21 protein-coding genes are annotated in these 19306 nt (G+C 60.1%); 9 read left to right on the forward strand and 12 right to left on the reverse strand.

Going from position 1 to position 19306, the window contains the following annotated elements; genetic code table 11:
• Positions 1–6: 6 nt before the first annotated feature.
• From gmk to FHT86_RS10020, 8 genes are all read right to left on the reverse strand, one after another.
• On the reverse strand, positions 7–669 hold the full coding sequence (gmk, locus tag FHT86_RS09985; protein ID WP_133706648.1) for a guanylate kinase: 663 nt from the start codon (positions 667–669) through the stop codon (positions 7–9).
• Between the two features lie 3 nt (positions 670–672).
• Complete coding sequence (locus tag FHT86_RS09990; RefSeq protein WP_133706649.1) at positions 673–1560, reverse strand: YicC/YloC family endoribonuclease; 888 nt, start codon at positions 1558–1560, stop codon at positions 673–675.
• 110 nt (positions 1561–1670) lie between these two features.
• On the reverse strand, positions 1671–2891 hold the full coding sequence (mltG, locus tag FHT86_RS09995; protein ID WP_133707124.1) for an endolytic transglycosylase MltG: 1221 nt from the start codon (positions 2889–2891) through the stop codon (positions 1671–1673).
• Positions 2892–3110: 219 nt separating this feature from the next.
• Complete coding sequence (fabF, locus tag FHT86_RS10000; RefSeq protein ID WP_133706650.1) at positions 3111–4373, reverse strand: beta-ketoacyl-ACP synthase II; 1263 nt, start codon at positions 4371–4373, stop codon at positions 3111–3113.
• 114 nt (positions 4374–4487) lie between these two features.
• Positions 4488–4724, reverse strand: coding sequence for an acyl carrier protein (locus FHT86_RS10005; protein ID WP_003547058.1), 237 nt, complete (start codon positions 4722–4724; stop codon positions 4488–4490).
• 295 nt (positions 4725–5019) lie between these two features.
• Positions 5020–5757, reverse strand: coding sequence for a 3-oxoacyl-[acyl-carrier-protein] reductase (gene fabG / locus FHT86_RS10010; protein ID WP_133706651.1), 738 nt, complete (start codon positions 5755–5757; stop codon positions 5020–5022).
• A 29-nt stretch (positions 5758–5786) separates the two neighbouring features.
• Positions 5787–6731 carry an ACP S-malonyltransferase gene (fabD, locus tag FHT86_RS10015; RefSeq protein ID WP_133706652.1) on the reverse strand — a complete coding sequence of 315 codons (945 nt, stop codon included), beginning with the start codon at positions 6729–6731 and terminating at the stop codon, positions 5787–5789.
• A 4-nt stretch (positions 6732–6735) separates the two neighbouring features.
• A complete protein-coding gene (locus FHT86_RS10020) occupies positions 6736–6894 on the reverse strand; it encodes a hypothetical protein (RefSeq protein ID WP_166656777.1) in 159 nt (52 codons plus the stop codon).
• Between the two features lie 32 nt (positions 6895–6926).
• Between FHT86_RS10020 and FHT86_RS10025 the strand changes: the two genes are divergently transcribed.
• Together FHT86_RS10025 and FHT86_RS10030 are read left to right on the forward strand one after the other, a co-directional pair.
• A complete protein-coding gene (locus tag FHT86_RS10025; RefSeq protein ID WP_133706653.1) occupies positions 6927–7970 on the forward strand; it encodes an aldo/keto reductase in 1044 nt (347 codons plus the stop codon).
• Between the two features lie 177 nt (positions 7971–8147).
• Positions 8148–8591 carry a hypothetical protein gene (locus FHT86_RS10030; RefSeq protein WP_246779420.1) on the forward strand — a complete coding sequence of 148 codons (444 nt, stop codon included), beginning with the start codon at positions 8148–8150 and terminating at the stop codon, positions 8589–8591.
• Positions 8592–8768: 177 nt separating this feature from the next.
• On the opposite strand, the gene FHT86_RS10035 is transcribed toward FHT86_RS10030, so the two are convergent.
• Positions 8769–9296, reverse strand: a complete 528-nt coding sequence (locus FHT86_RS10035; protein WP_133706654.1) for a cupin domain-containing protein — start codon at positions 9294–9296, stop codon at positions 8769–8771.
• A gap of 266 nt (positions 9297–9562) precedes the next feature.
• Between FHT86_RS10035 and FHT86_RS10040 the strand changes: the two genes are divergently transcribed.
• The 6 genes from FHT86_RS10040 (at position 9563) to rplI (ending at position 14085) form a co-directional block, all read left to right on the forward strand.
• On the forward strand, positions 9563–10009 hold the full coding sequence (locus FHT86_RS10040; protein ID WP_133706655.1) for an SRPBCC family protein: 447 nt from the start codon (positions 9563–9565) through the stop codon (positions 10007–10009).
• Between the two features lie 248 nt (positions 10010–10257).
• Positions 10258–11316, forward strand: coding sequence for an adenylate/guanylate cyclase domain-containing protein (locus tag FHT86_RS10045; RefSeq protein ID WP_133706656.1), 1059 nt, complete (start codon positions 10258–10260; stop codon positions 11314–11316).
• A gap of 313 nt (positions 11317–11629) precedes the next feature.
• Positions 11630–12082 carry a 30S ribosomal protein S6 gene (gene rpsF, locus FHT86_RS10050; RefSeq protein WP_133706657.1) on the forward strand — a complete coding sequence of 151 codons (453 nt, stop codon included), beginning with the start codon at positions 11630–11632 and terminating at the stop codon, positions 12080–12082.
• Positions 12083–12095: 13 nt separating this feature from the next.
• Positions 12096–12344 carry a 30S ribosomal protein S18 gene (rpsR, locus tag FHT86_RS10055; protein ID WP_004122103.1) on the forward strand — a complete coding sequence of 83 codons (249 nt, stop codon included), beginning with the start codon at positions 12096–12098 and terminating at the stop codon, positions 12342–12344.
• A 162-nt stretch (positions 12345–12506) separates the two neighbouring features.
• Positions 12507–13487 (forward strand): DUF2232 domain-containing protein, encoded by a 981-nt coding sequence (locus FHT86_RS10060; RefSeq protein WP_133706658.1) that lies wholly within the window; start codon positions 12507–12509, stop codon positions 13485–13487.
• Between the two features lie 19 nt (positions 13488–13506).
• Positions 13507–14085, forward strand: a complete 579-nt coding sequence (gene rplI / locus FHT86_RS10065) for a 50S ribosomal protein L9 (RefSeq protein ID WP_133706659.1) — start codon at positions 13507–13509, stop codon at positions 14083–14085.
• 108 nt (positions 14086–14193) lie between these two features.
• Here rplI and FHT86_RS10070 read toward each other — a convergent pair whose 3' ends face one another.
• Genes FHT86_RS10070 through FHT86_RS10080 form a run of 3 tightly spaced genes read right to left on the reverse strand, consistent with a single transcriptional unit; the run spans position 14194 to position 17374 of the window.
• A complete protein-coding gene (locus FHT86_RS10070; RefSeq protein WP_133706660.1) occupies positions 14194–15258 on the reverse strand; it encodes an HlyD family secretion protein in 1065 nt (354 codons plus the stop codon).
• 17 nt (positions 15259–15275) lie between these two features.
• Positions 15276–16922: an MFS transporter gene (locus FHT86_RS10075; protein WP_133706661.1), complete on the reverse strand. Its 1647-nt coding sequence runs from the start codon at positions 16920–16922 to the stop codon at positions 15276–15278.
• Positions 16923–16930: 8 nt separating this feature from the next.
• Positions 16931–17374 (reverse strand): MarR family winged helix-turn-helix transcriptional regulator, encoded by a 444-nt coding sequence (locus FHT86_RS10080; RefSeq protein WP_133706662.1) that lies wholly within the window; start codon positions 17372–17374, stop codon positions 16931–16933.
• Positions 17375–17719: 345 nt separating this feature from the next.
• Between FHT86_RS10080 and FHT86_RS10085 the strand changes: the two genes are divergently transcribed.
• On the forward strand, positions 17720–19216 hold the full coding sequence (locus FHT86_RS10085) for a replicative DNA helicase (RefSeq protein ID WP_133706663.1): 1497 nt from the start codon (positions 17720–17722) through the stop codon (positions 19214–19216).
• The last annotated feature ends 90 nt before the right edge of the window (positions 19217–19306 follow it).

The raw sequence follows: 19306 nt of genomic DNA on the forward strand, positions 1-19306 counted from the left end.
CGCGATTCAAAGCTTCGGCGTTTCTTCCAGCAGGCCACGAACAAAATCGAACATGCCGTGACGGCGGTCGCGGCGCAGGCGCTCGGCCTTGACGATGGACTGAACCGCGTCGAAAGCCGCGTTCAGATCATCGTTGATGATGACGTAGTCATACTCGCGCCAATGGGCGATCTCAGCGCGCGAATTGGCAAGCCGTGTGGCGATCACCTCTTCGGAATCCTCGGCGCGGCGGTGCAGGCGCGATTGCAGCTCAGTCATGGTCGGCGGCAGCACGAAAATGGAGACGACATCGGCGGGCATCTTCTCCTGCAATTGCTGCGCGCCCTGCCAGTCGATGTCGAAGAGCATATCGCGGCCCTCAGCCATCGCAGTTTCCACCGGCTCGCGCGGCGTGCCGTAGAAATTGCCATGGACCTCCGCCCATTCGAGTAACGAGTCGGAATCACGAAGCCGCTCGAACTCTCTCAACGAGACAAAATGATAGTGCACGCCGGCGATCTCGCTCGGCCGCCGTTGCCGCGTCGTGACGCTGACGGAAAGACCGACCTGCTTGTCGGTGTCCAACAGCGTGCGTGCGATCGTCGATTTGCCCGCACCTGATGGCGAGGAAATGGCGAGCATCAGCCCCCGGCGGGCAATCGAAATGGATGTGGATGTCGCCGGCTTCATGGCTTACTCCAAATTCTGGACCTGTTCGCGGAACTGGTCGATGACCACTTTCAATTCGATGCCGGCGGCGGTAACCGCTGCGGCATTCGACTTCGAACAGATAGTATTCGATTCCCGGTTAAATTCCTGTGCAAGGAAATCAAGCTTGCGGCCGACCGGCCCGCCCTTGGCGATAAGATCGCGAGCCGCCGCCACATGCGCCTTCAGCCGGTCGATCTCCTCACGCAAATCGGCCCTGGTGGCGATGAGAGCGGCCTCGGCATGCAGCCGGTCACGATCCAGGCCGGAAGTTCCGTCGAGAAGCATGGCAACTTGCGCCCCCAGCCTCGCAGCGATCTCCTGCGGCGAACGTGACGGATCACGCTCCACTGTCGTCGTCAGCGTCGCGATGACGGCGACGTGGCCCAGCAGGATTTGGCCGAGCGCCTGCCCTTCCCGCCGCCGCATATCGCTGAGATCGACGAGCGCGGCTTCGAGACCCGCCATGATGTCGGCATCGCGCGCGGCAAGCGCTTCTTCGCTCTCCTCGGCTTCCTTGAACTCAACTATGCCACGGATGGCGAGCAGCGTGTCCAGGCGCAGCGGCGCAGGATCGATAACGCCGGTAAGCTGGCCGCGCAGCGCCAGCACCGTCGCCAGCGCGTCTTGATTGACGACTGCTTCGACGCGGCTTTCATCGACGGACAAGGAGAGGCCGACCTGCAGATTGCCACGCGAGAACCTGTCGGTGATGAGCTTGCGTACGTCGGTTTCCAGGCGCTCCAGTCCCGGCGGGAGGCGCAGACGGAAATCCAGGCCCTTGCCGTTGACCGATCGCAACTCCCATGCCCAGCGAGAGCGCCCACTTGTTCCCTCACGCCGGGCGAAACCGGTCATGGACTGCAATACCATGCAAGCCTCCGATAGTTCACATCCAAAATCCCTTCAAAATCAAAGGGACATGGACCAATGCAAGGTGAGACTTCGCCGAGCGCCCGATCAAAAGTACGGCGCAGCAAAGATCAGTTCGTCTTCTTTTTCTGTTGTGTGCCGGAGGCAGGGGCGGCAGCGGCGCCGCTATCGTCCGGCTGACCATCAACGGCGATTGCACTGGGGTCCTCGCCCTTTTCTGCAACGAGCTTGCGCCAGCGCTTGACGTTGGCATTGTGATCCTCGAGCGTCGCAGCGAAGACGTGGCCGCCCGTACCATCGGCAACGAAATAGAGGTCCTGTGTCTTCCAGGGGTTGGCAACCGCGTCCAGTGCGTCCTTGCCCGGATTGGCAATCGGCGTCGGCGGCAGGCCCCTGACGATGTAAGTATTGTAGGCCGTCTCTTTTTTGAGATCCGATTGGTAGATTGGGCGATCGGCCGGTTTGCCGTCACCGCCGAAGAGCCCATAGATAACCGTCGGGTCGGATTGCAGGCGCATGCCCTTGCCGAGACGGTTGAGGAAGACGGACGCCACATGGGCGCGCTCATCCGCAAGCCCGGTCTCTTTTTCAACGATCGATGCCAGCGTGACCAGATCCTGCTTATTCGTCAGCGGCAGTGACGGATCGCGTTTGTCCCATATCTCATCGACCAGCTTTTCCTGCGCTGCCTTCATCTGATCGATGATCTCCGTGCGCTTTGCGCCACGTGTGAATTTATAGGTATTTGGCTCCAGGCTGCCTTCCGGTGGCAAGGCCGAGGGCAGATCGCCTTCCAGCACCGGATCGGCCTGCAGCTTGTTGAATATCTGTCGTACGGTCAGCCCTTCCGGCAAGGTAACCGAATAGAGGATCGACTTGCCGGATTTCAACAACTCCATGATATCCTTCATGGAAGCGCCGGCCTTGATCTCGTATTCGCCGGACCGCAACGTCTCGCCGTTGTGCAGATGGGTTGCCGTCAGATAGCGGAAGATGCGCGCATCGGAAATGATGTTGCTGGCTTCGAGCCGGCTCGATATCTCGGCGAGGCCAGCGCCGCTACGCACGATGAAATTGGTGTTGGTCGTCAACGGCCCAGGGCTCTGGTAGGCTGAAATGGCGTAGTACGTGCCGATGATCGCCAGAACGATGACGAAGACGACCAGCGTCATCAGAAAGTTCAGGAAGATCACCATTTGGCTACGGGCTTTGCGGGAGCGCTTCGGCGGATCCGGAACACGCTCCGGACGCAGAGCTTCATTGGCCGATTTCGGGATGATCGGCCCCTTCTGCCCGTTCGGAGTTCCGTTGTTCTGGTTCGTATCGCTCACCGGCAATCCCTTCATTTTGTCGTTGCCTGCTCTTTGGCCAAGCAATGCGGCAAAAAGCAGGTTCAGAAGATAAAGCGGAGCCTGGCGAGGATCCGCTTTCGACCGATCAGACATTACTGCGTCGCTTCCCACGGGGCACGCAAAGGACGCAGTAACATTCAAGGATGGCGTACAGCCTTGCCGAAAAGCACTCCCGCTTTTCGGAATTATGCGCTGTTTTTATGCCTCATAGCGACGCAGGACAAGTGATGCGTTCGTACCGCCGAATCCGAAGGAATTCGATAGTGCAACATTAATGTCCCGCTTACGGGCCTTATGTGGAACGAGATCGATGGCCGTCTCCCGTTCCGGATTATCCAGGTTCAGCGTCGGCGGCGCGATATTGTCGCGAATGGCAAGCGTCGAGAAGATCGCCTCGATTGCGCCGGCGGCTCCCAGAAGATGGCCGGTCGCTGACTTGGTCGACGACATCGAAATCGTCGAGGCAGCATTGCCGACCAGCCGCTCGACAGCGCCGAGCTCGATCGTGTCGGCCATGGTCGAGGTGCCATGCGCATTGATATAGTCAACATCTGCCGGTGTCAGGCCGGCACGCTTCAGGGCCGACGTCATGCACCGGAACGCGCCCTCGCCGTCCTCGGACGGCGCGGTGATGTGATAGGCGTCGCCGGAGAGGCCATAGCCGACCACTTCGGCATAGATCTTGGCTCCGCGCGCTTTGGCGTGCTCCAGCTCTTCCAGCACGACGATGCCTGCGCCCTCGCCCATGACGAAGCCGTCACGGTCGCGGTCATAGGGACGCGAAGCCTTATGCGGATCGTCGTTATGCTGTGTCGAGAGCGCCTTGCAGGCGGCAAAGCCGGCGAGCGCGATACGGCAAACCGGAGCCTCGGCGCCGCCGGCGACCATGACGTCCGCATCACCGAGCATGATGAGCCGGGCCGCATCGCCGATCGCATGTGCGCCGGTGGAGCAGGCCGTGACGACGGCGTGGTTCGGGCCGCGCAGCTTGTGGCGGATCGAGACCTGGCCGGAAACGAGATTGATCAAACGCCCCGGAATGAAGAAGGGCGAGATCCGGCGCGGGCCCTTGTCACGCAGCGTATAGCCGGCCTCGACAATGCCTTCCAGGCCGCCAATGCCGGAGCCGATCATGACGCCGGTTGCAATTTGGTCTTCATCGGATGTCGGATGCCAGCCAGCATCGCGCAGCGCCATATCGGCGGCAGCCATACCGAAAATAATGAAAGGATCGACCTTTCGCTGTTCCTTCGGCTCCATCCAGTCGTCGGCATTGAAAGTGCCGTCGCTGCCATCACCGACCGGAACGCGGCAAGCAATCTTCGCGGCGAGGTCCTCGACCTCGAATTCCGTCACGAGACGCGCGCCGTTTTGTCCAGCGATCAAGCGTGACCAGGACACCTCCGTGCCACAGCCCAAAGGTGATACCATGCCGGTACCCGTGATAACGACACGTCTCATCGCCCGCAGACCCCCGTCTTTTTATCATGCCATGCGTATGAATATAGCTCGCCCGACCCTGCCGGACGAAATAGGGCGGACTCAGAGAGCCCGCCCGTCACAAAGCGCAAATGATTAGGCCTGGGCCTTTTCAATGAACTTTACCGCGTCGCCGACCGTCAGGATCGAGTCGGCAGCGTCATCGGGGATTTCAACGCCGAATTCTTCTTCGAAGGCCATGACCAGTTCGACCGTGTCGAGCGAGTCCGCGCCCAGGTCGTCGATGAAGCTTGCGCTTTCAACAACCTTGTCGGCGTCGACGCCAAGATGATCAATAACAATTTTCTTTACGCGTTCTGCGATATCGCTCATGTCGGTTTCCTCGACCTTATTTATGTCCTGATCAGAATGCCGTGTGACATCCCTACCCTGTTCAAGCCTGCAGAGCCTGCATTGGCTCCGCTGGCAAACCCGTTCAACCCGGCCTTGAGATCCGGCCCGGCCGTCGTACACGCGGCCCAGTCCGTCTGCATTTTCGGGACGACTGATCACAGTCATGGCCCGCTTAACACGGTTTAAGTCTGTCGCAAAGCCAGAAAATCGCCGCTTCCAGGTTGCTCAACATGCTATTGGAGGGGAAAGTCCCCCCCAAGAGACTTTTCCTTTTTCAGATCATTGCCATGCCGCCATTGACGTGGATCGTCTGGCCCGTGACGTAGCTTGCTTCCGAGGAAGCGAGATAGCCAACGGCGGATGCGACTTCGGCACCGTTGCCCATGCGCTTCATGGGAATGGCGCCCATGATCGCCTCTTTCTGCTTGTCGTTCAGCTTGCCGGTCATGGCACTCTCGATGAAACCGGGAGCGACGCAATTGACGGTCACGTTGCGCGTCGCGATCTCTTGCGCCAGCGACTTCGTGAAGCCGATCATGCCGGCCTTGGAGGCACAGTAGTTGGCCTGGCCAGGATTGCCGGTGACGCCAACGACGGACGTGATGTTGATGATGCGGCCATAGCGGCGGCGCATCATCGGATGGGTCAGCTCTCGCGTCAGCCGGAAAACGGCGGTGAGGTTGACTTCCAGGACGCTATCCCAGTCCTCGTCGCTCATGCGCACGAACAGGCCGTCCTTGGTGATGCCGGCGTTGTTGACGAGGATGTCGACGCCGCCGAGTTCCTCTTCCGCCTTGACGCCGAGTGCCTTGACTTCGTCACGGTTGGAAAGATTGGCCGGGAAGATCTTGACGCGGTCGCCAAGTTCGGCGGCCAGAGCCTCGAGCTTCTCGACGCGCGTGCCATGCAGGCCGACGATGGCGCCCTGCTTGTGCAGCAGCCTTGCGATCTCTTCGCCGATGCCACCGGAAGAACCGGTTACCAGGGCCTTGCGGCCGGTCAAATCAAGCATGTGGTTTCCCTCGTTCCTTAATTTCTGTATCAGCCAAGCAGGCCAGCGAGCGCAGTATCGATATCGGCGGTCGAATTCACCGCGATGCCATTCACCGATTTGTCGATGCGCCGGGCTAGACCCGTCAGCACCTTGCCAGCGCCGATTTCATACAATGTTGTCACATTGTTGGCGGCGAACCATTCCACCGTCTCGCGCCAGCGCACCTGGCCCGTAACCTGCTGGACCAGCAGATTGGCGATCTCACCGGCGTCCGTTACCGGAGCCGCGCGAACATTGGCGATGACAGGCACGACCGGATTGGATTTCGCAACGTCTGCCAAGGCCGCGCGCATAGTGTCGGCGGCGGGCGCCATCAGCGACGAATGGAAGGGTGCGGACACCGGCAGCAGGATGGCGCGCTTGGCACCCTTGGCGGTCGCAAGCTCGGCAGCCTTTTCGACCGGAACCTTCTCGCCGGAAATGACAATCTGACCGCCGCCATTGTCGTTGGCAATCTGACAGGCGCCGATGGTCGAAGCTTCAGTGCACACCGCAACGACATCGGCATGTTCCAAGCCGATGATCGCCGCCATTGCGCCGACGCCTACGGGAACTGCCGCCTGCATGGCATTGCCGCGAATGCGCAGCAGCCGCGCCGTATCGGCGAGCGAAAAAGTGCCGGCGGCACAAAGCGCCGAGTATTCGCCAAGCGAATGACCGGCAACATAGGCAACCCTACTCTTCAGATCGAGGCCGCGCGCTTGGAGAACGCGCATGACGGCGATCGATACGGCCATCAGAGCCGGCTGAGCATTCGCAGTCAACGTCAGCTTATCTTCGGGCCCGTTGAAGATGATGTCAGAAAGCTTTTCACCGAGCGCTTCATCGACTTCCTCGAAGACGGCACGCGCTTCGGCGAAATTGTCGGCGAGATCCTTGCCCATGCCGACGGTCTGGCTACCCTGGCCGGGAAATGTGAAAGCAACAGTCATTATATTAGGCTTCCTTCGGGGTCGTTTCGCTTCCCAATGACATTGTTTGCGGTGGAGTCAATAGCACAGACCCTGCAGTCACTGCCTTTTGCATATGCGAGAAGTCTCGATTTTCTTCTTGCGCTTGCTCATTTCCCGCATAGATTTGCGCGACCTTTTCCATACGACTTTTCCTGCCAGCATCAAGGTTCCCCCATGAAGTATAAGAATTTAGGCCGCACCGATATTTCCGTTTCGCAGATTTGCCTGGGCACGATGACCTGGGGCACGCAAAACAGCGAGGCCGAAGCGCACGAGCAGATGGATTATGCCCTCCACAAGGGCATCAATTTCTTCGACACAGCCGAAATGTATCCGACGACGCCGGTTGGCGCGGAGACTCAAGGCCGCACCGAGGAATATATCGGCACCTGGTTCGAAAAGACCGGCAAGCGCCGGGACATCGTGCTCGCCACCAAGGTCGCCGGCCCCGGCCGCGACTATCTGCGCGGCGGCCAGGGCGCGGATGCCGTCAATATCCGTGCGGCGATCGACAGCAGCCTGAAGCGGCTGAAAACCGATTATATCGATCTCTATCAGGTGCATTGGCCGAACCGCGGCCATTTCCATTTCCGCCAGAACTGGCGCTACAACCCCTTCACCCAGGACCGCGAAAAGGCGATCGCCAACATCGCCGAAATCCTGGAGACGATGGGCGAGCTGGTGAAGGCCGGTAAGATCCGCGCTATCGGCCTTTCCAACGAGACGACCTGGGGCATCCAGAAATATCTGACGATCGCCGAGCAAAAGGGCCTGCCGCGTGTTGTCTCGACGCAAAACGAATACAATTTGCTCTACCGGCACTTCGACCTCGATCTCGCCGAGCTGTCGCATCACGAAGATGTGGGCCTGCTCGCCTATTCGCCGCTCGCCGGCGGCATTCTCAGCGGCAAATATGTCGGTGGCGCACGGCCGGCCGGCTCGCGCGGCTCGATCAACACCGATATCGGCGGCCGCCTGCAGCCGTTGCAGGAACCGCCGGTCAAGGCCTATCTGGAGATATCAGCCAAGTATCAACTGGACCCGGCAAAGCTCGCGCTCGCCTATTGCCTGACCAAGCCCTTCATGACCTCCGTCATCATCGGCGCGACCTCGATGGCCCAGCTCGAAACCGACATCGCTTCGGCGTATGTCACATTGCCGGAAGAAGCGATTGCCGAGATCGAAAAGGTACACCGGCTGTATCCTCTGCCGATGTAACATCCAATGAAAGCGCCTTGCCGCTACGGCAAGGCGCAAGGACCGTCGGATGTCTTTGCCTTTCAAATCCCCTTTGCGAGGGATCCTCCCAAAAATGAAAGTTGAAACGGCCAACGCAACGAATACTAGTCGCTGACATGTGCCTCACTCGATCACCACTGACAGTCGAAAGAAAACATGGGCTTTTGGGACCTGCTGACAGGAAAGAAATATCCGGCAAAGGGAGTACCTCGCCAACCCGTCTCCGCGCTTCGCGATAGCCTGCTCTCGATCAACCGGGATACGGCGCCTTACTTGGTCCGCGACGGTGCTCTAGAGGGCGTGGATATTGTCGCGGAATGGAAGATTGTCGATGCCCAATGGTATGAGGTTTTTGCAAAAGCCGGGATTGAGCGTCTTTTCAAGGTGCTGATGCGTTTCGACGAGACAAAGGCGGAAGTCCGTGCGGTAGACCAGGAATGGTCGGTCGAATGGCGGGCAGGCATTCCAACGATGGCGCTCACCGCGCAGGCATTTCGCGGTCAAACATGGGAAAAGAGTTTCGGGAAGGAAATCGGTTTCCGCGAAGACGGATCGTTCGGCGTCATCTACGAATATTCTTTCAATCACCGACGAAATTAGGAAGCCACTACAGAAGGCCGCCTTGGAGGCTGGCTGGATTTGGAAAGGCGTCGCTTTCGCCAAACTATGAGCCTCATCGAGATTAACGTGCTGCCTTTGCCGCGGTGATGTGTCGTTGCCTGCGGTTCGATTTCCGTTATCTGGGCGACAGCCGGCAGCAGTTCGCCCTCCAGGAACCTATTTGTCCTTTAGTCGGGACTTCGCGATACGCACTAGGTCCGACATTCCGTCGTGAGGCCCCAGGCCGTGCGTCGGATGATCGTTCCACCAATCAGGGTGCAGCTCTCTGCGATCGAGATGGAGCGGATAGAAGACGCGGTTCTCGGGCTTGGTCCGTTCGCCCACAACGAGCAGTCGTACTTCGGTCTCGGTGTTGTTGAGGAAGCTATGCGCGAGCCCTGTACCGGCAGGAAACCCGACGGCATCGCCTGGCTTCAGCCGATGGAGATGACCGTCCAACCAGACATCGGGCTCGCCTTCGATGACGTAGACGAATTCTTCGTCCGCGCTTTCGGCGTGTGGAAAGGAAGTGCGTCGGCCGGGCGGCAATCTTTCGTGATGGATGCCGAGCTTCCTCAGTCCGAGATACCTGCCGAAAGGCGCGCCGATGCTCATGAGCTCGTCATCTTCATCATAATGCGTGTCGTCCGGTTGCTCGATCTCACGCCAATGAAAGATGCAGGATGGACGTTCTGGCGTCGCCATGGGTATCCTCCGGTGCTGCGTGTTAGGATTGCTCACGATAGTGCCAGCTTCTCCACCCGTTGCGAACATTAAAGATCGAGTACACGGCGATCAGCGATCATCTTCCCCCAGCGATGCCATCGTAAGCGCCGTACGGCGCTCTTGCTCAGGACAAGCTTCCGCCTACATGCTGTAGCATGGGGACATCCTACGATAGAGTAGGATTGGATGCGCCCGTCCTCCTCTGCCTCAGGTGGGACAGGCCATGTCAACCATAGGAGAGACCGATGCCAGAGCCCATCGTCGTCCGCCAAGAAAGACACATCCCAGCCCCGCCTGCCGCGGTGTTCGCCCTCCTGACCGATCCGGAGAAAATTTTGCGCTGGATGGGAACGGAGGCGCAGGTCGAACCTAAGCCTGAAGGATTGTATCTCGTCAACGTCACCGGCGCTCGCTTCGCTCGCGGTTCCTTTCGCGAGGTGGTGCCAGTACACCGCCTCGCCTACAGCTTCGGCTGGGACGGCAGCGAGGTGGTCCCACCGGGGTCGAGCTTGGTCGAGATCGATCTGATCGAGCAGCCGGACGGAACGCTGCTGTGCCTGACCCACACCGGCCTGCCCAATGCCGAGCAATGTGCCGGCCATGCTGAAGGGTGGGCTCATTATATCGGACGGCTGGCCGAGGCTGCCGCCGGGCGTAACCCGGGTCCGGACCCTTGGGCTGGCAGAACCTGACTGCTTTCCGCTCCCGAAATTTCGGCCATGAGCCAATTGCAGCTTCAAGGCAAACGCTCGGTCGCAGACGTTGCGAAGGCAGTCGCATCGACGATTGGACGGTGCGTCCGGAATATGGCTCGACGTGAAGGGGCCATTGTTATGGCGGCAGTCCCACGGCTTCACTGTAGGTGTCGCCTCTCATCACAGACATATGCGCCATCCCTGCGGCGGATGACAGCCTGGGGCCGCCGTGGCATGATCGAGGCATGGATTTACCCACCCCTCTTGCCTGGTTGGTTGATGAAGCCGGCACTTCGGCCGGCCCTGAACGATTTCTGGCCGAACTCGGCGGCCGACTATTGGCCGACGGCCTGCCGCTTGCCGGCGGAGCCCTGTCGCTGGCGGTGCCGCATCCGATCATCGCCCGGCGCATTTGGCTATGGCGGGCGGAAACTGGGACGGTGATCGAGTCCCTGGGCTTCGCCGGCGGGCCGCCCAGCCAGGCAGGACACGACTGGCTAGCCGGGCTTGGGCCGATGCAGGAGGACACGGTCGGCTCGGCGGCGGACAGCCCGGTGCTGGGCTGGGCCGGGACCCGGCCATTCGGTCCCGCCGAAACCGGCCGGCTGCGCGAGGCCGCGCGCTTCGCCGCAGCGCCCCTAGGTGCCCTGGCCGCACAGGCGGCGCTGGCAGCGCTGCTCGAGGCCTATCTCGGCCGGCGCAGCGCCGCCCGGGTACAAGCCGGCGCGCTGCGCCGCGGCACTGGGGAAACCATCCGCGCTGCGCTGCTCTGTGCCGACCTGCGCGACTTCACCGCCCTGTCCGAGGCGACGGAACCAACGGCAATGATCGCCGCTCTGGATGCTTGGTTCGACCGCGTTGCCGGGGCGGTGCACGCTTTCGGGGGCGAGGTGCTGAAGTTCATCGGTGACGGTGTGCTGGCGATTTTCCCGGTTACCGGCGCGCCGGGCGACGCCTGCGAGGCGGCGCTGCGTGCGGTCGCCGCCGCCCGCGCCGGCATGGCCCATCTCGATACGGTGCGGCAGGCGCAGGGGCTGCCGCCGCTGCCCTTCGGTGCGGCACTGCATTTCGGCGAGATGTTGTGGGGCAATATCGGCGCAGCCGACCGGCTGGACTTTACCGCCATAGGTCCCGCGGTCAATCTGGTCAGCCGGCTCGAAGGGCTGTGCAAGCCCCTGGGCCGCAGTGTGCTGATCTCGGGCGCGGTGGCGACGCAGACATCAACCACTTTGATCTCATTGGGCGAGCACCCATTGCGCGGTATCGCCGCCCCCTGCGCCGTCTTCACCTTGCCGGAGGATTGAGCCTGCCGGCCGATGGGTCAGGCAAGCATGTCTGTGTCAAACAGCGCAATTTGCCTCCTCCCCTTGCCTTTCCCAGAAAAATCCGTATAAGCCGCCCTGTTCGCAACCCGGTCTTCTGGCTGGTGGCTGAACGGAGGGCCGGTTTTCTTCTGTGAAAATCGTCGGAACGGAAGCGTTCCAGCCTCCCGTGTCTCCGCTCTCGACCGTCTCGGAAACGCTTTTCTTGCTTGGGGTCATCCCTCTCAGGAGCAGTCGTTGAGGCTTAGCCGCCGAATATCGGGTTCAGATCAACGCAAGAAAGGCGAAGCTATCCATGGCTCTTTATGAACATGTATTCCTTGCCCGACAGGATATTTCCGCTCAGCAGGTCGATGCCCTCGTAGAACAGTACAAGGGTGTCATCGAAGCTAACGGCGGTAAAGTCGGGCGTATCGAAAACTGGGGCCTCAAGTCCCTCACCTACCGCATCAAGAAGAACCGCAAGGCTCACTACGCCCTGATGGACATTGATGCACCGGCCGCTGCCGTCCAGGAAATGGAACGTCAGATGCGCATCAGCGAAGATGTCCTGCGTTACATGACGATCGCTGTTGAAAAGCACGAAGACGGCCCGTCCGCCATGATGCAGAAGCGCGACCGCGACGACCGTCCACGCCGCGATGGCGACCGTCCGGAGCGCAGTTTCGGCGACCGTGACCGTGGTCCGCGCCCGGATCGTGGCGACCGCGACGACCGTCCGCGCCGTCCGCGCGAAGATCGCGTATAAGGAGATTTGAGAGATGTCTGAAGTTTCTTCCGCACCGGTCCGCCGTCCGTTCCATCGCCGCCGCAAGACCTGCCCGTTCTCGGGTGCCAATGCGCCGCGTATCGACTACAAGGACGTCCGTCTTCTGCAGCGCTACATTTCCGAGCGCGGCAAGATCGTTCCGTCCCGCATCACGGCCGTTTCCCAGAAGAAGCAGCGCGAACTCGCCCAGGCGATCAAGCGCGCCCGTTTCCTCGGCCTGCTGCCCTACGTCGTCGCTTAATCGCGACCGGCGCTCAATGATCTAGGGGAAGGCAGTCATGCCTTCCCTTCTCCCTTCCGCGGTGGGCGCGGATCGGAACCTTAAACCCCATGTTGGGGACCGCTTTCAGACTGGAGTGTCGGAAGCATCCTCTAACTGCTCGATGCGAAGCAGGACAGCGACGTGAAAAAGTTGAACCCGAAAGTGCTGGCCATCGGCGCCCTTGCCGGTCTTACCGCCGCCCTACTTGTGTATGGCGCGACGGTGCAGCCGTTGATGTTCATCCTGTTCGGTGCGCTTTCCGCCCTTCCGATCCTCATTGTCGGCCTCGGCTGGGGCAATATCGCTGTTATCACCGCTGTCGTGACGGCTGGCATTGTCGGCGCAGTCGGTTATTCTCTGTCATTCGGGCTTTTCGCCGTGCTGTTGGCATTGGTCCCAGCCTGGCTCAGCCACCTTGCCAATCTTGCACGTCCGGCCTCCGAACTCGGCGGTCCCGACCATTTGATCGCCTGGTATCCGCTATCGGACATCATGCTGCATCTCTGCGGCCTTGCGACTGCGGTCATCGTCATCGTCGGCGCGATCATGGGCTACGGCACCGAACTGGTCGGCCAGGTCGTCGATCTCTATGTCACGGTCATGAAGGACCAGCAGCCCACCCTGCAGCTCGATCCGGAGGCAGTCGCCAAGACGAAATCCTTGATGCTCTACGCCGTTCCCGTCGTCTGGGGCATCGTCTGGGTCCTGATGCTGCTGGCCGCCTACTACATCGCCATCCGCATCGTTGCGGCATCGAGCCGCAATCTGCGTCCGCGCGAAGACATTCCATCGGCGCTGCGTATGAACCGGAATGCAATCTTCGTCTTCCTCGCTGCCATCGTCGCCGTCTTTTTTGGCGGCATCCCGGCATTGATCGGCGCTGCCGCTCTTGGTGCCTTTGGCGCCGGATTCCTGGTCTCCGGCTTCGCAGCGCTGCATTACCGCACCCGCGGCAAGGACTGGCGCATACCCGTGCTCATCCTCTGCTACCTGACGTCGCTGATGCTGACGGTGCCCGCCTTAGTCATCCTCATCCTCGGTCTTTCCGATACGCGCAAGGCGATCGCACTGACCCCGAACAAGAACGCCGATACCCCTAAACAACCAGACACGAAAATCTGAAAAAGAAAGGAACAACAAAATGCAAGTCATCCTTCTCGAACGCGTCCCCAAGCTCGGCCAGATGGGCGAAGTGGTCAAGGTCCGCGACGGCTTTGCCCGTAACTACCTGCTGCCGCTCGGCAAGGCGCTCCGCGCCAACGCTGCCAACACGGCCCGCTTCGAATCCGAGCGCGCTACGCTCGAAGCTCGCAACCTCGAGCGCAAGAGCGAAGCTCAGAAGGTCGCCGACGTTCTCGCCGGCAAGTCCTTCATCGTCGTTCGCTCGGCTGGCGAAACCGGCCAGTTGTACGGTTCGGTCGCCGCTCGCGACGTCGTTGAAATCCTCGCAGCGGAGGGCTTCAACATCGGCCGCAACCAGGTTCACCTGAACACGCCGATCAAGGCCATCGGCCTGCACAATGTTGCGATCGCACTTCACGCCGAAGTCGAAATCACCGTCGAGCTCAACGTTGCCCGTTCCGCTGAAGAGGCCGAGCGTCAGTCCAAGGGCGAAATGCTCACCTCCGCTGACGCTATCTACGGCGTCGACGAAGATGCGCTGCGTCCGGAAGACTTCTTCGATCCGGAAGCTGACGGCAACGCCGAAGACGAAGCTTGATTCAAGCCTTCGCATCGCTGCGAACATGAAAAAGCCTGGGTCTCGCGACCCAGGCTTTTTATTTGTTTGGTTTGCCCAGCGGCGGTTACGGGTTCACCCGCTGCTGTCTCAATTCTCCGCTGTATCCTGCACCGGCGCCGAACCCTTGTCGACAGAGACGACCACCGACATGCCGGGCGCAAGATCTTGCGCCTGGGGCTGATTTTCGTCGATCTTGACGCGTACGCCGACGCGCTGTGCCACTTTGGTGAAATTGCCCGTGGCATTGTCAGGTCTGATGACGGCGAATTCCGAGCCCGCCGCCGGCGAAAAGCGCTGGATATGGCCCTTGAGCCCGCGGTGACCGAGCGCATCGACGGAGATCGTCACGGGCTGGCCGACTTTCATGCCGTCGAGCTGGGTTTCCTTGAAATTGGCGATGACCCAAACATCCTTAGGCACCAGGCCCATCAGCTGCGTGCCCGGCGTCACATATTGGCCGAGGCGGACGCCGACTTCGCCGATACGACCGTCACGCGGAGCGATGATCGTCGCATTCTCCAGATCGATTTCGGCGAGTTGCACGGCCGCTTCCGCACCGCTGACCGCCGCCTCAAGCGAGGCCCGGTTGACTATGATCGTTGTCAAGTTTTGCTGCGATACGTCGAGGCCGGCCTTTGCCTGATTGACCGCTGCTTTCGCCTGTTCCAGTGTTGCTTGCGCCTGTTCCGAATCGCTCGTCGTCGATACGCCCTTGGCCACCAGCGTCGCGACGCGGTCCCAGGCAAGCTGGGCGCGTTTCAGCGCGGCGTTGGCGCTATCGATCTGCGCCTGGCTCGACGCGATACCAGCTCGTGCCGCCTGTTCCTGTTGTTGCGAATTGGCAAGCGCCGCCTTCTGCCCGTCTAATGTCGCCCGCGCCTGCGCCACCTTTTGCTGATAGATGCGATCGTCGATCTTCGTCAGCACGTCGCCTTGCTTGACGAGCTTATAGTCCCTGACCGGCACGTCGGTAATGTAGCCGCTGACCTGCGGGCTGATAGTCGTGACATAGCCTCTGACATAGGCATCGTCTGTTGTCTCGACCGAACTTTGGAAAGGCGGCAAATGCCAAGCATAGAGCACCAGCATGACACCGCCGACACCGGCGAGGACCGCGATAACTTCGATGGGGGAGCGAACAAGCCTCGACATGGAGCTACTTCATATCCTCACGGGTTGGATGCCATGGTCCGCGGCCGACCGTTGGCAAGCCGCGCCTTGATGAAACGGAAAAAGACATGCAGCGAAAGTGCGGCCAGCGACACGACCGCAATGACACCGGCAACGAAGAAGGCGTCGGCATAGGCGAGCGTATTCGCCTCGCGGCTAACCTGTGCGCCGAGTAGCGCCAACCCTTCGCCCTTCAACAGTGCACTGTCGCCGATCACCCTGCCGTAGGACGATGAGAGCTGGCTAACGCGCTGGGCGACGTCGGGGTCGGTCAACAACACATGTTCGGTCAGGACGGCGGAATGGAATTTTTCGCGGATGATGATCAGCGTACCGTAGAAGGCCGAGCCGATCAGGCCGCCGATACTTTGCGTAAAGGTGAAGACCACGAAGAAGGTCACCAGGTAAGGCGCCCCTTTCGCAAAGGCGGCCTTGAAACCCTGTGACATGGAAGGCGGCAGGAAAAGAGCGGCACCCGCCGCCACCAGCGCCTGACTGAGATACATTTGTTCCGGTCGGGTCAGGGTGGTGACCTGCGCATCCATGAAGGAGCCGGCACCCATCATGACGAGCGCGACAAACTGGATCTGCCAACTCAAGCCATAGCTCATCAGCACTGTGCAGATGAGGCCGCCGACAATCGAGAAAGCCAGGATGATCCAGTAAAGCATCGCCAGTTGATCATAGAGCAGGCCGACCGCATTCTGATAGAAGGTCATGATCACCGAGGTCTGCTCGGCGGCGATCATGCGAAAGATCAGGAGGATTCCGGTCAGATGCAAGATCTCCGGACTGAGCAGCCAGCGGACATCGATCAGCGGTGCCGGCCGGCGCAGGTCGATGACGGCGGCGAGCGTGACGGTGGCGATGCTGACCGCCAGCAGCACGCCGAGCCAAGGCACTTCCAGCCACCAATAAAGTCGCCCGACGGAAAGAACGATGGCGAGGCTACCAAAACCGATAGCGACCAGCAGATAGACGATAATATCTCCGAAAACGATGACCTTCACTCTTGGCGGCGGCGTTAGCGGCAGCAGGTAGATGATCGGCATCACCAGCAGTGCCAATGCCATTTCCAGCGTATAGAGCCCTCGCCATTCGCCGTAATCGAGGAGCGACGGAGAGACGAGACGGGTGATGGGCGCTGCCAGAAGCGTATTCATCATCGCCAGGCTGACGCCGATCGTCAGCTTCTTGGCCGGCTCGAAGGCTTCCAGCATATAGAGGAAGCCAAGCGTCGACAGCGGCGCGCCGGCAATGCCGCTCAAAAAGCGGACGACGATGGCCGAATGCAGGTCGGAGACGAAGAGATTGAGCAGCGAGGCGACGACGAAGCCGAGAATGCTGACTTCGGCAAAATTGCGTACGCCATATTGCAGACGGATTTTAACCAACGCGATGGCGAGGCTGACGTTCGGCGCCATGTAGGCCGCCGACAGCCATGCGGATTCAGTGGTGGTGGCAGCAATGGTTCCCTGGATCTGCGTGAGATTTGCAAAGGCTAGATTGAGACCGAGGCCCTGCGTCAGGAAGAACATGACGGAGGCGCCAATGTAAAGCGGCACCTTCCAGCGCGGCACCGGTGGCGGGGCGGCTGGCACGGCGACGTTGGCTTCCGCGTTTATCGGGGCCGGCTCACCGCTCATACCCTACCTCATGACTTGCCCACATTCTGCAGATTGGCGGTCATTGCGCGGATGACCTTGAGAGCCATGCCGACATCATCGTCCGAAATCCCCTGCAGGATATCCGCACGCACGCCGGTGGCAAGAGCTTCGATTTCGGCTGCGACCACTTTTCCGGATTCCGTCATGAATATTTGCTTGGCGCGTCGATCCGACTGCACCGCACGGCGCTCGATGAAGCTCTGCGCCTCCATGGCGTCGAGGATACGCACCAAAGTCGGCGTCTCAAGCTCGAGCTCATCGGCAAGCTCACGCTGATTGATACCATCACGTTTTGAAAGCTTATGGAATACCCGGGCTCTGGCCAGCGTCATGCCATGCTCGCGAACCAGGCTATCAAACGCGGCTCTCAGCTTCCGATTGAAAGCGGAAAGCTCGTCGAATAGTTCTCGGCGTGATGGCGCACCAGACATTATTGCTACTTTATACTATTAGTATCCTACCCTATTTCAACGAAATAGCCGGGTTCTCACATCTTTTCAAGCGCGATTGCCAGCTTGCCGGATGTCACCGGAGACAGATCAGGCTAAAATGATTGATAGAAGTTCTCGTATGTGATTCGTGTGTCGGTCGTTCCGTTGCAAAGTGGCGACAAAGGCTTTTTTTGCTGCGAAGAGTTTGTCCCTGTGGATGAGTGGAACAATGTGAATAGCTCGAGGGAATTGATGCCGCACGACGCGGCAGCGCTCTTCTGCAATTGACCGTGACACAAGATCGTCGCAAACCACTCGGCACTCCAAAATACGAAGAGACGGAAAATGAACGAAGCTGCGCGAAAGATCGCCGCCATTGCTCCCGCCGAACCGCATTACCGCGAAGCGCCCAACAATATTGAGGCCGAACAGGCCCTGCTCGGCGCTATCCTCGTCAACAATGACGCCTACTATCGTGTCTCCGACTTCCTGAAACCCATTCATCTCTACGAGCCGCTGCATCGAAAGATCTTCGAGGTGGCAGGCGACATCATCCGCATGGGCAAGACCGCCAATCCGGTGACGATCAAGACCTTCCTGCCCGCCGAGGACAAGGTTGGCGACATGACGGTGGCGCAATATCTCGCCCGTCTCGCGACCGAAGCCGTTTCGATCATCAATGCCGAGGATTATGGCCGTGCCATTTACGATCTGGCTTTGCGTCGGGCCCTGATCACCATCGGTGAGGACATGGTCAACATCGCCTATGATGCGCCGCTCGACATGCCGCCGCAGACGCAGATCGAGGATACCGAGCGCCGGCTGTTCGAACTTGCGGAAAATGGCCGCTACGATGGCGGCTTCCAGGCCTTCAACGATGCCGTGGCGCTGGCGATCGACATGGCGGCCGTCGCCAAGGAGCGCGATGGCGGTCTATCGGGCATTTCCACCGGCATTCATTCGCTCGACAGCAAGATGGGCGGCCTGCAGCGCTCGGACTTGATCATCCTTGCCGGCCGTCCGGGCATGGGCAAGACTTCGCTCGCTACCAATATCGCCTATAACATCGCCGCCACCTATGAAGGTGAAATACAGCCGGATGGCTCCACCAAAGCGAAGAACGGCGGCGTCGTCGGCTTCTATTCGCTGGAAATGTCGTCCGAACAGCTCGCCACCCGTATCATCTCCGAGCAGACGGAGGTCTCCTCGTCGAAGATCCGCCGCGGCGACATCAACGATGCGGATTTCGAAAAACTCGTCGCCTGCTCGATGATGATGCAGAAGGTGCCGCTCTATATCGACCAGACCGGCGGTATCTCCATCGCCCAGCTCGCCGCTCGTGCCCGTCGTCTTAAGCGCCAGCGCGGCCTCGACGTCCTGGTCGTCGACTATGTGCAGCTTATGACAGGCTCCAAAAAGGCCGGAGAAAACCGCGTCCAGGAAATCACCGAAATCACCACGGGCCTGAAGGCGCTCGGCAAGGAGCTGAATGTGCCGATCATTGCCCTCTCCCAGCTCTCGCGCGCCGTCGAAAGCCGCGATGACAAGCGGCCTCAGCTTTCGGACCTGCGCGAATCCGGTTCGATCGAGCAGGACGCCGACGTCGTGCTTTTCGTGTTCCGCGAGGAATATTACGTCAAGAACGCCGAACCGCGCGATCCGGCCGATCCGAAATATACGGAATGGGAAGCCCTGTTCGACAAGGTGAAGGGTACGGCCGACGTTATCATCGCCAAACAGCGTCATGGACCGACCGGCACGGTGAAGCTCGCCTTCCAGTCGGAGTTCACACGCTTCGCCGATCTCGCCGACCCGTCCTTCCTGCAATATGAAGAGCACTGATGAAGGCTGCCTCCAGCGCATATGTGCAGTGCAGCACTTTCTCTTTCCATCGATGATCAGTATTCTGGCCGGAGCAGCATCCCCTCCGGC

The sequence above is a fragment of the Rhizobium sp. BK313 genome, from assembly GCF_014193655.1.
Lineage (GTDB): Bacteria > Pseudomonadota > Alphaproteobacteria > Rhizobiales > Rhizobiaceae > Rhizobium.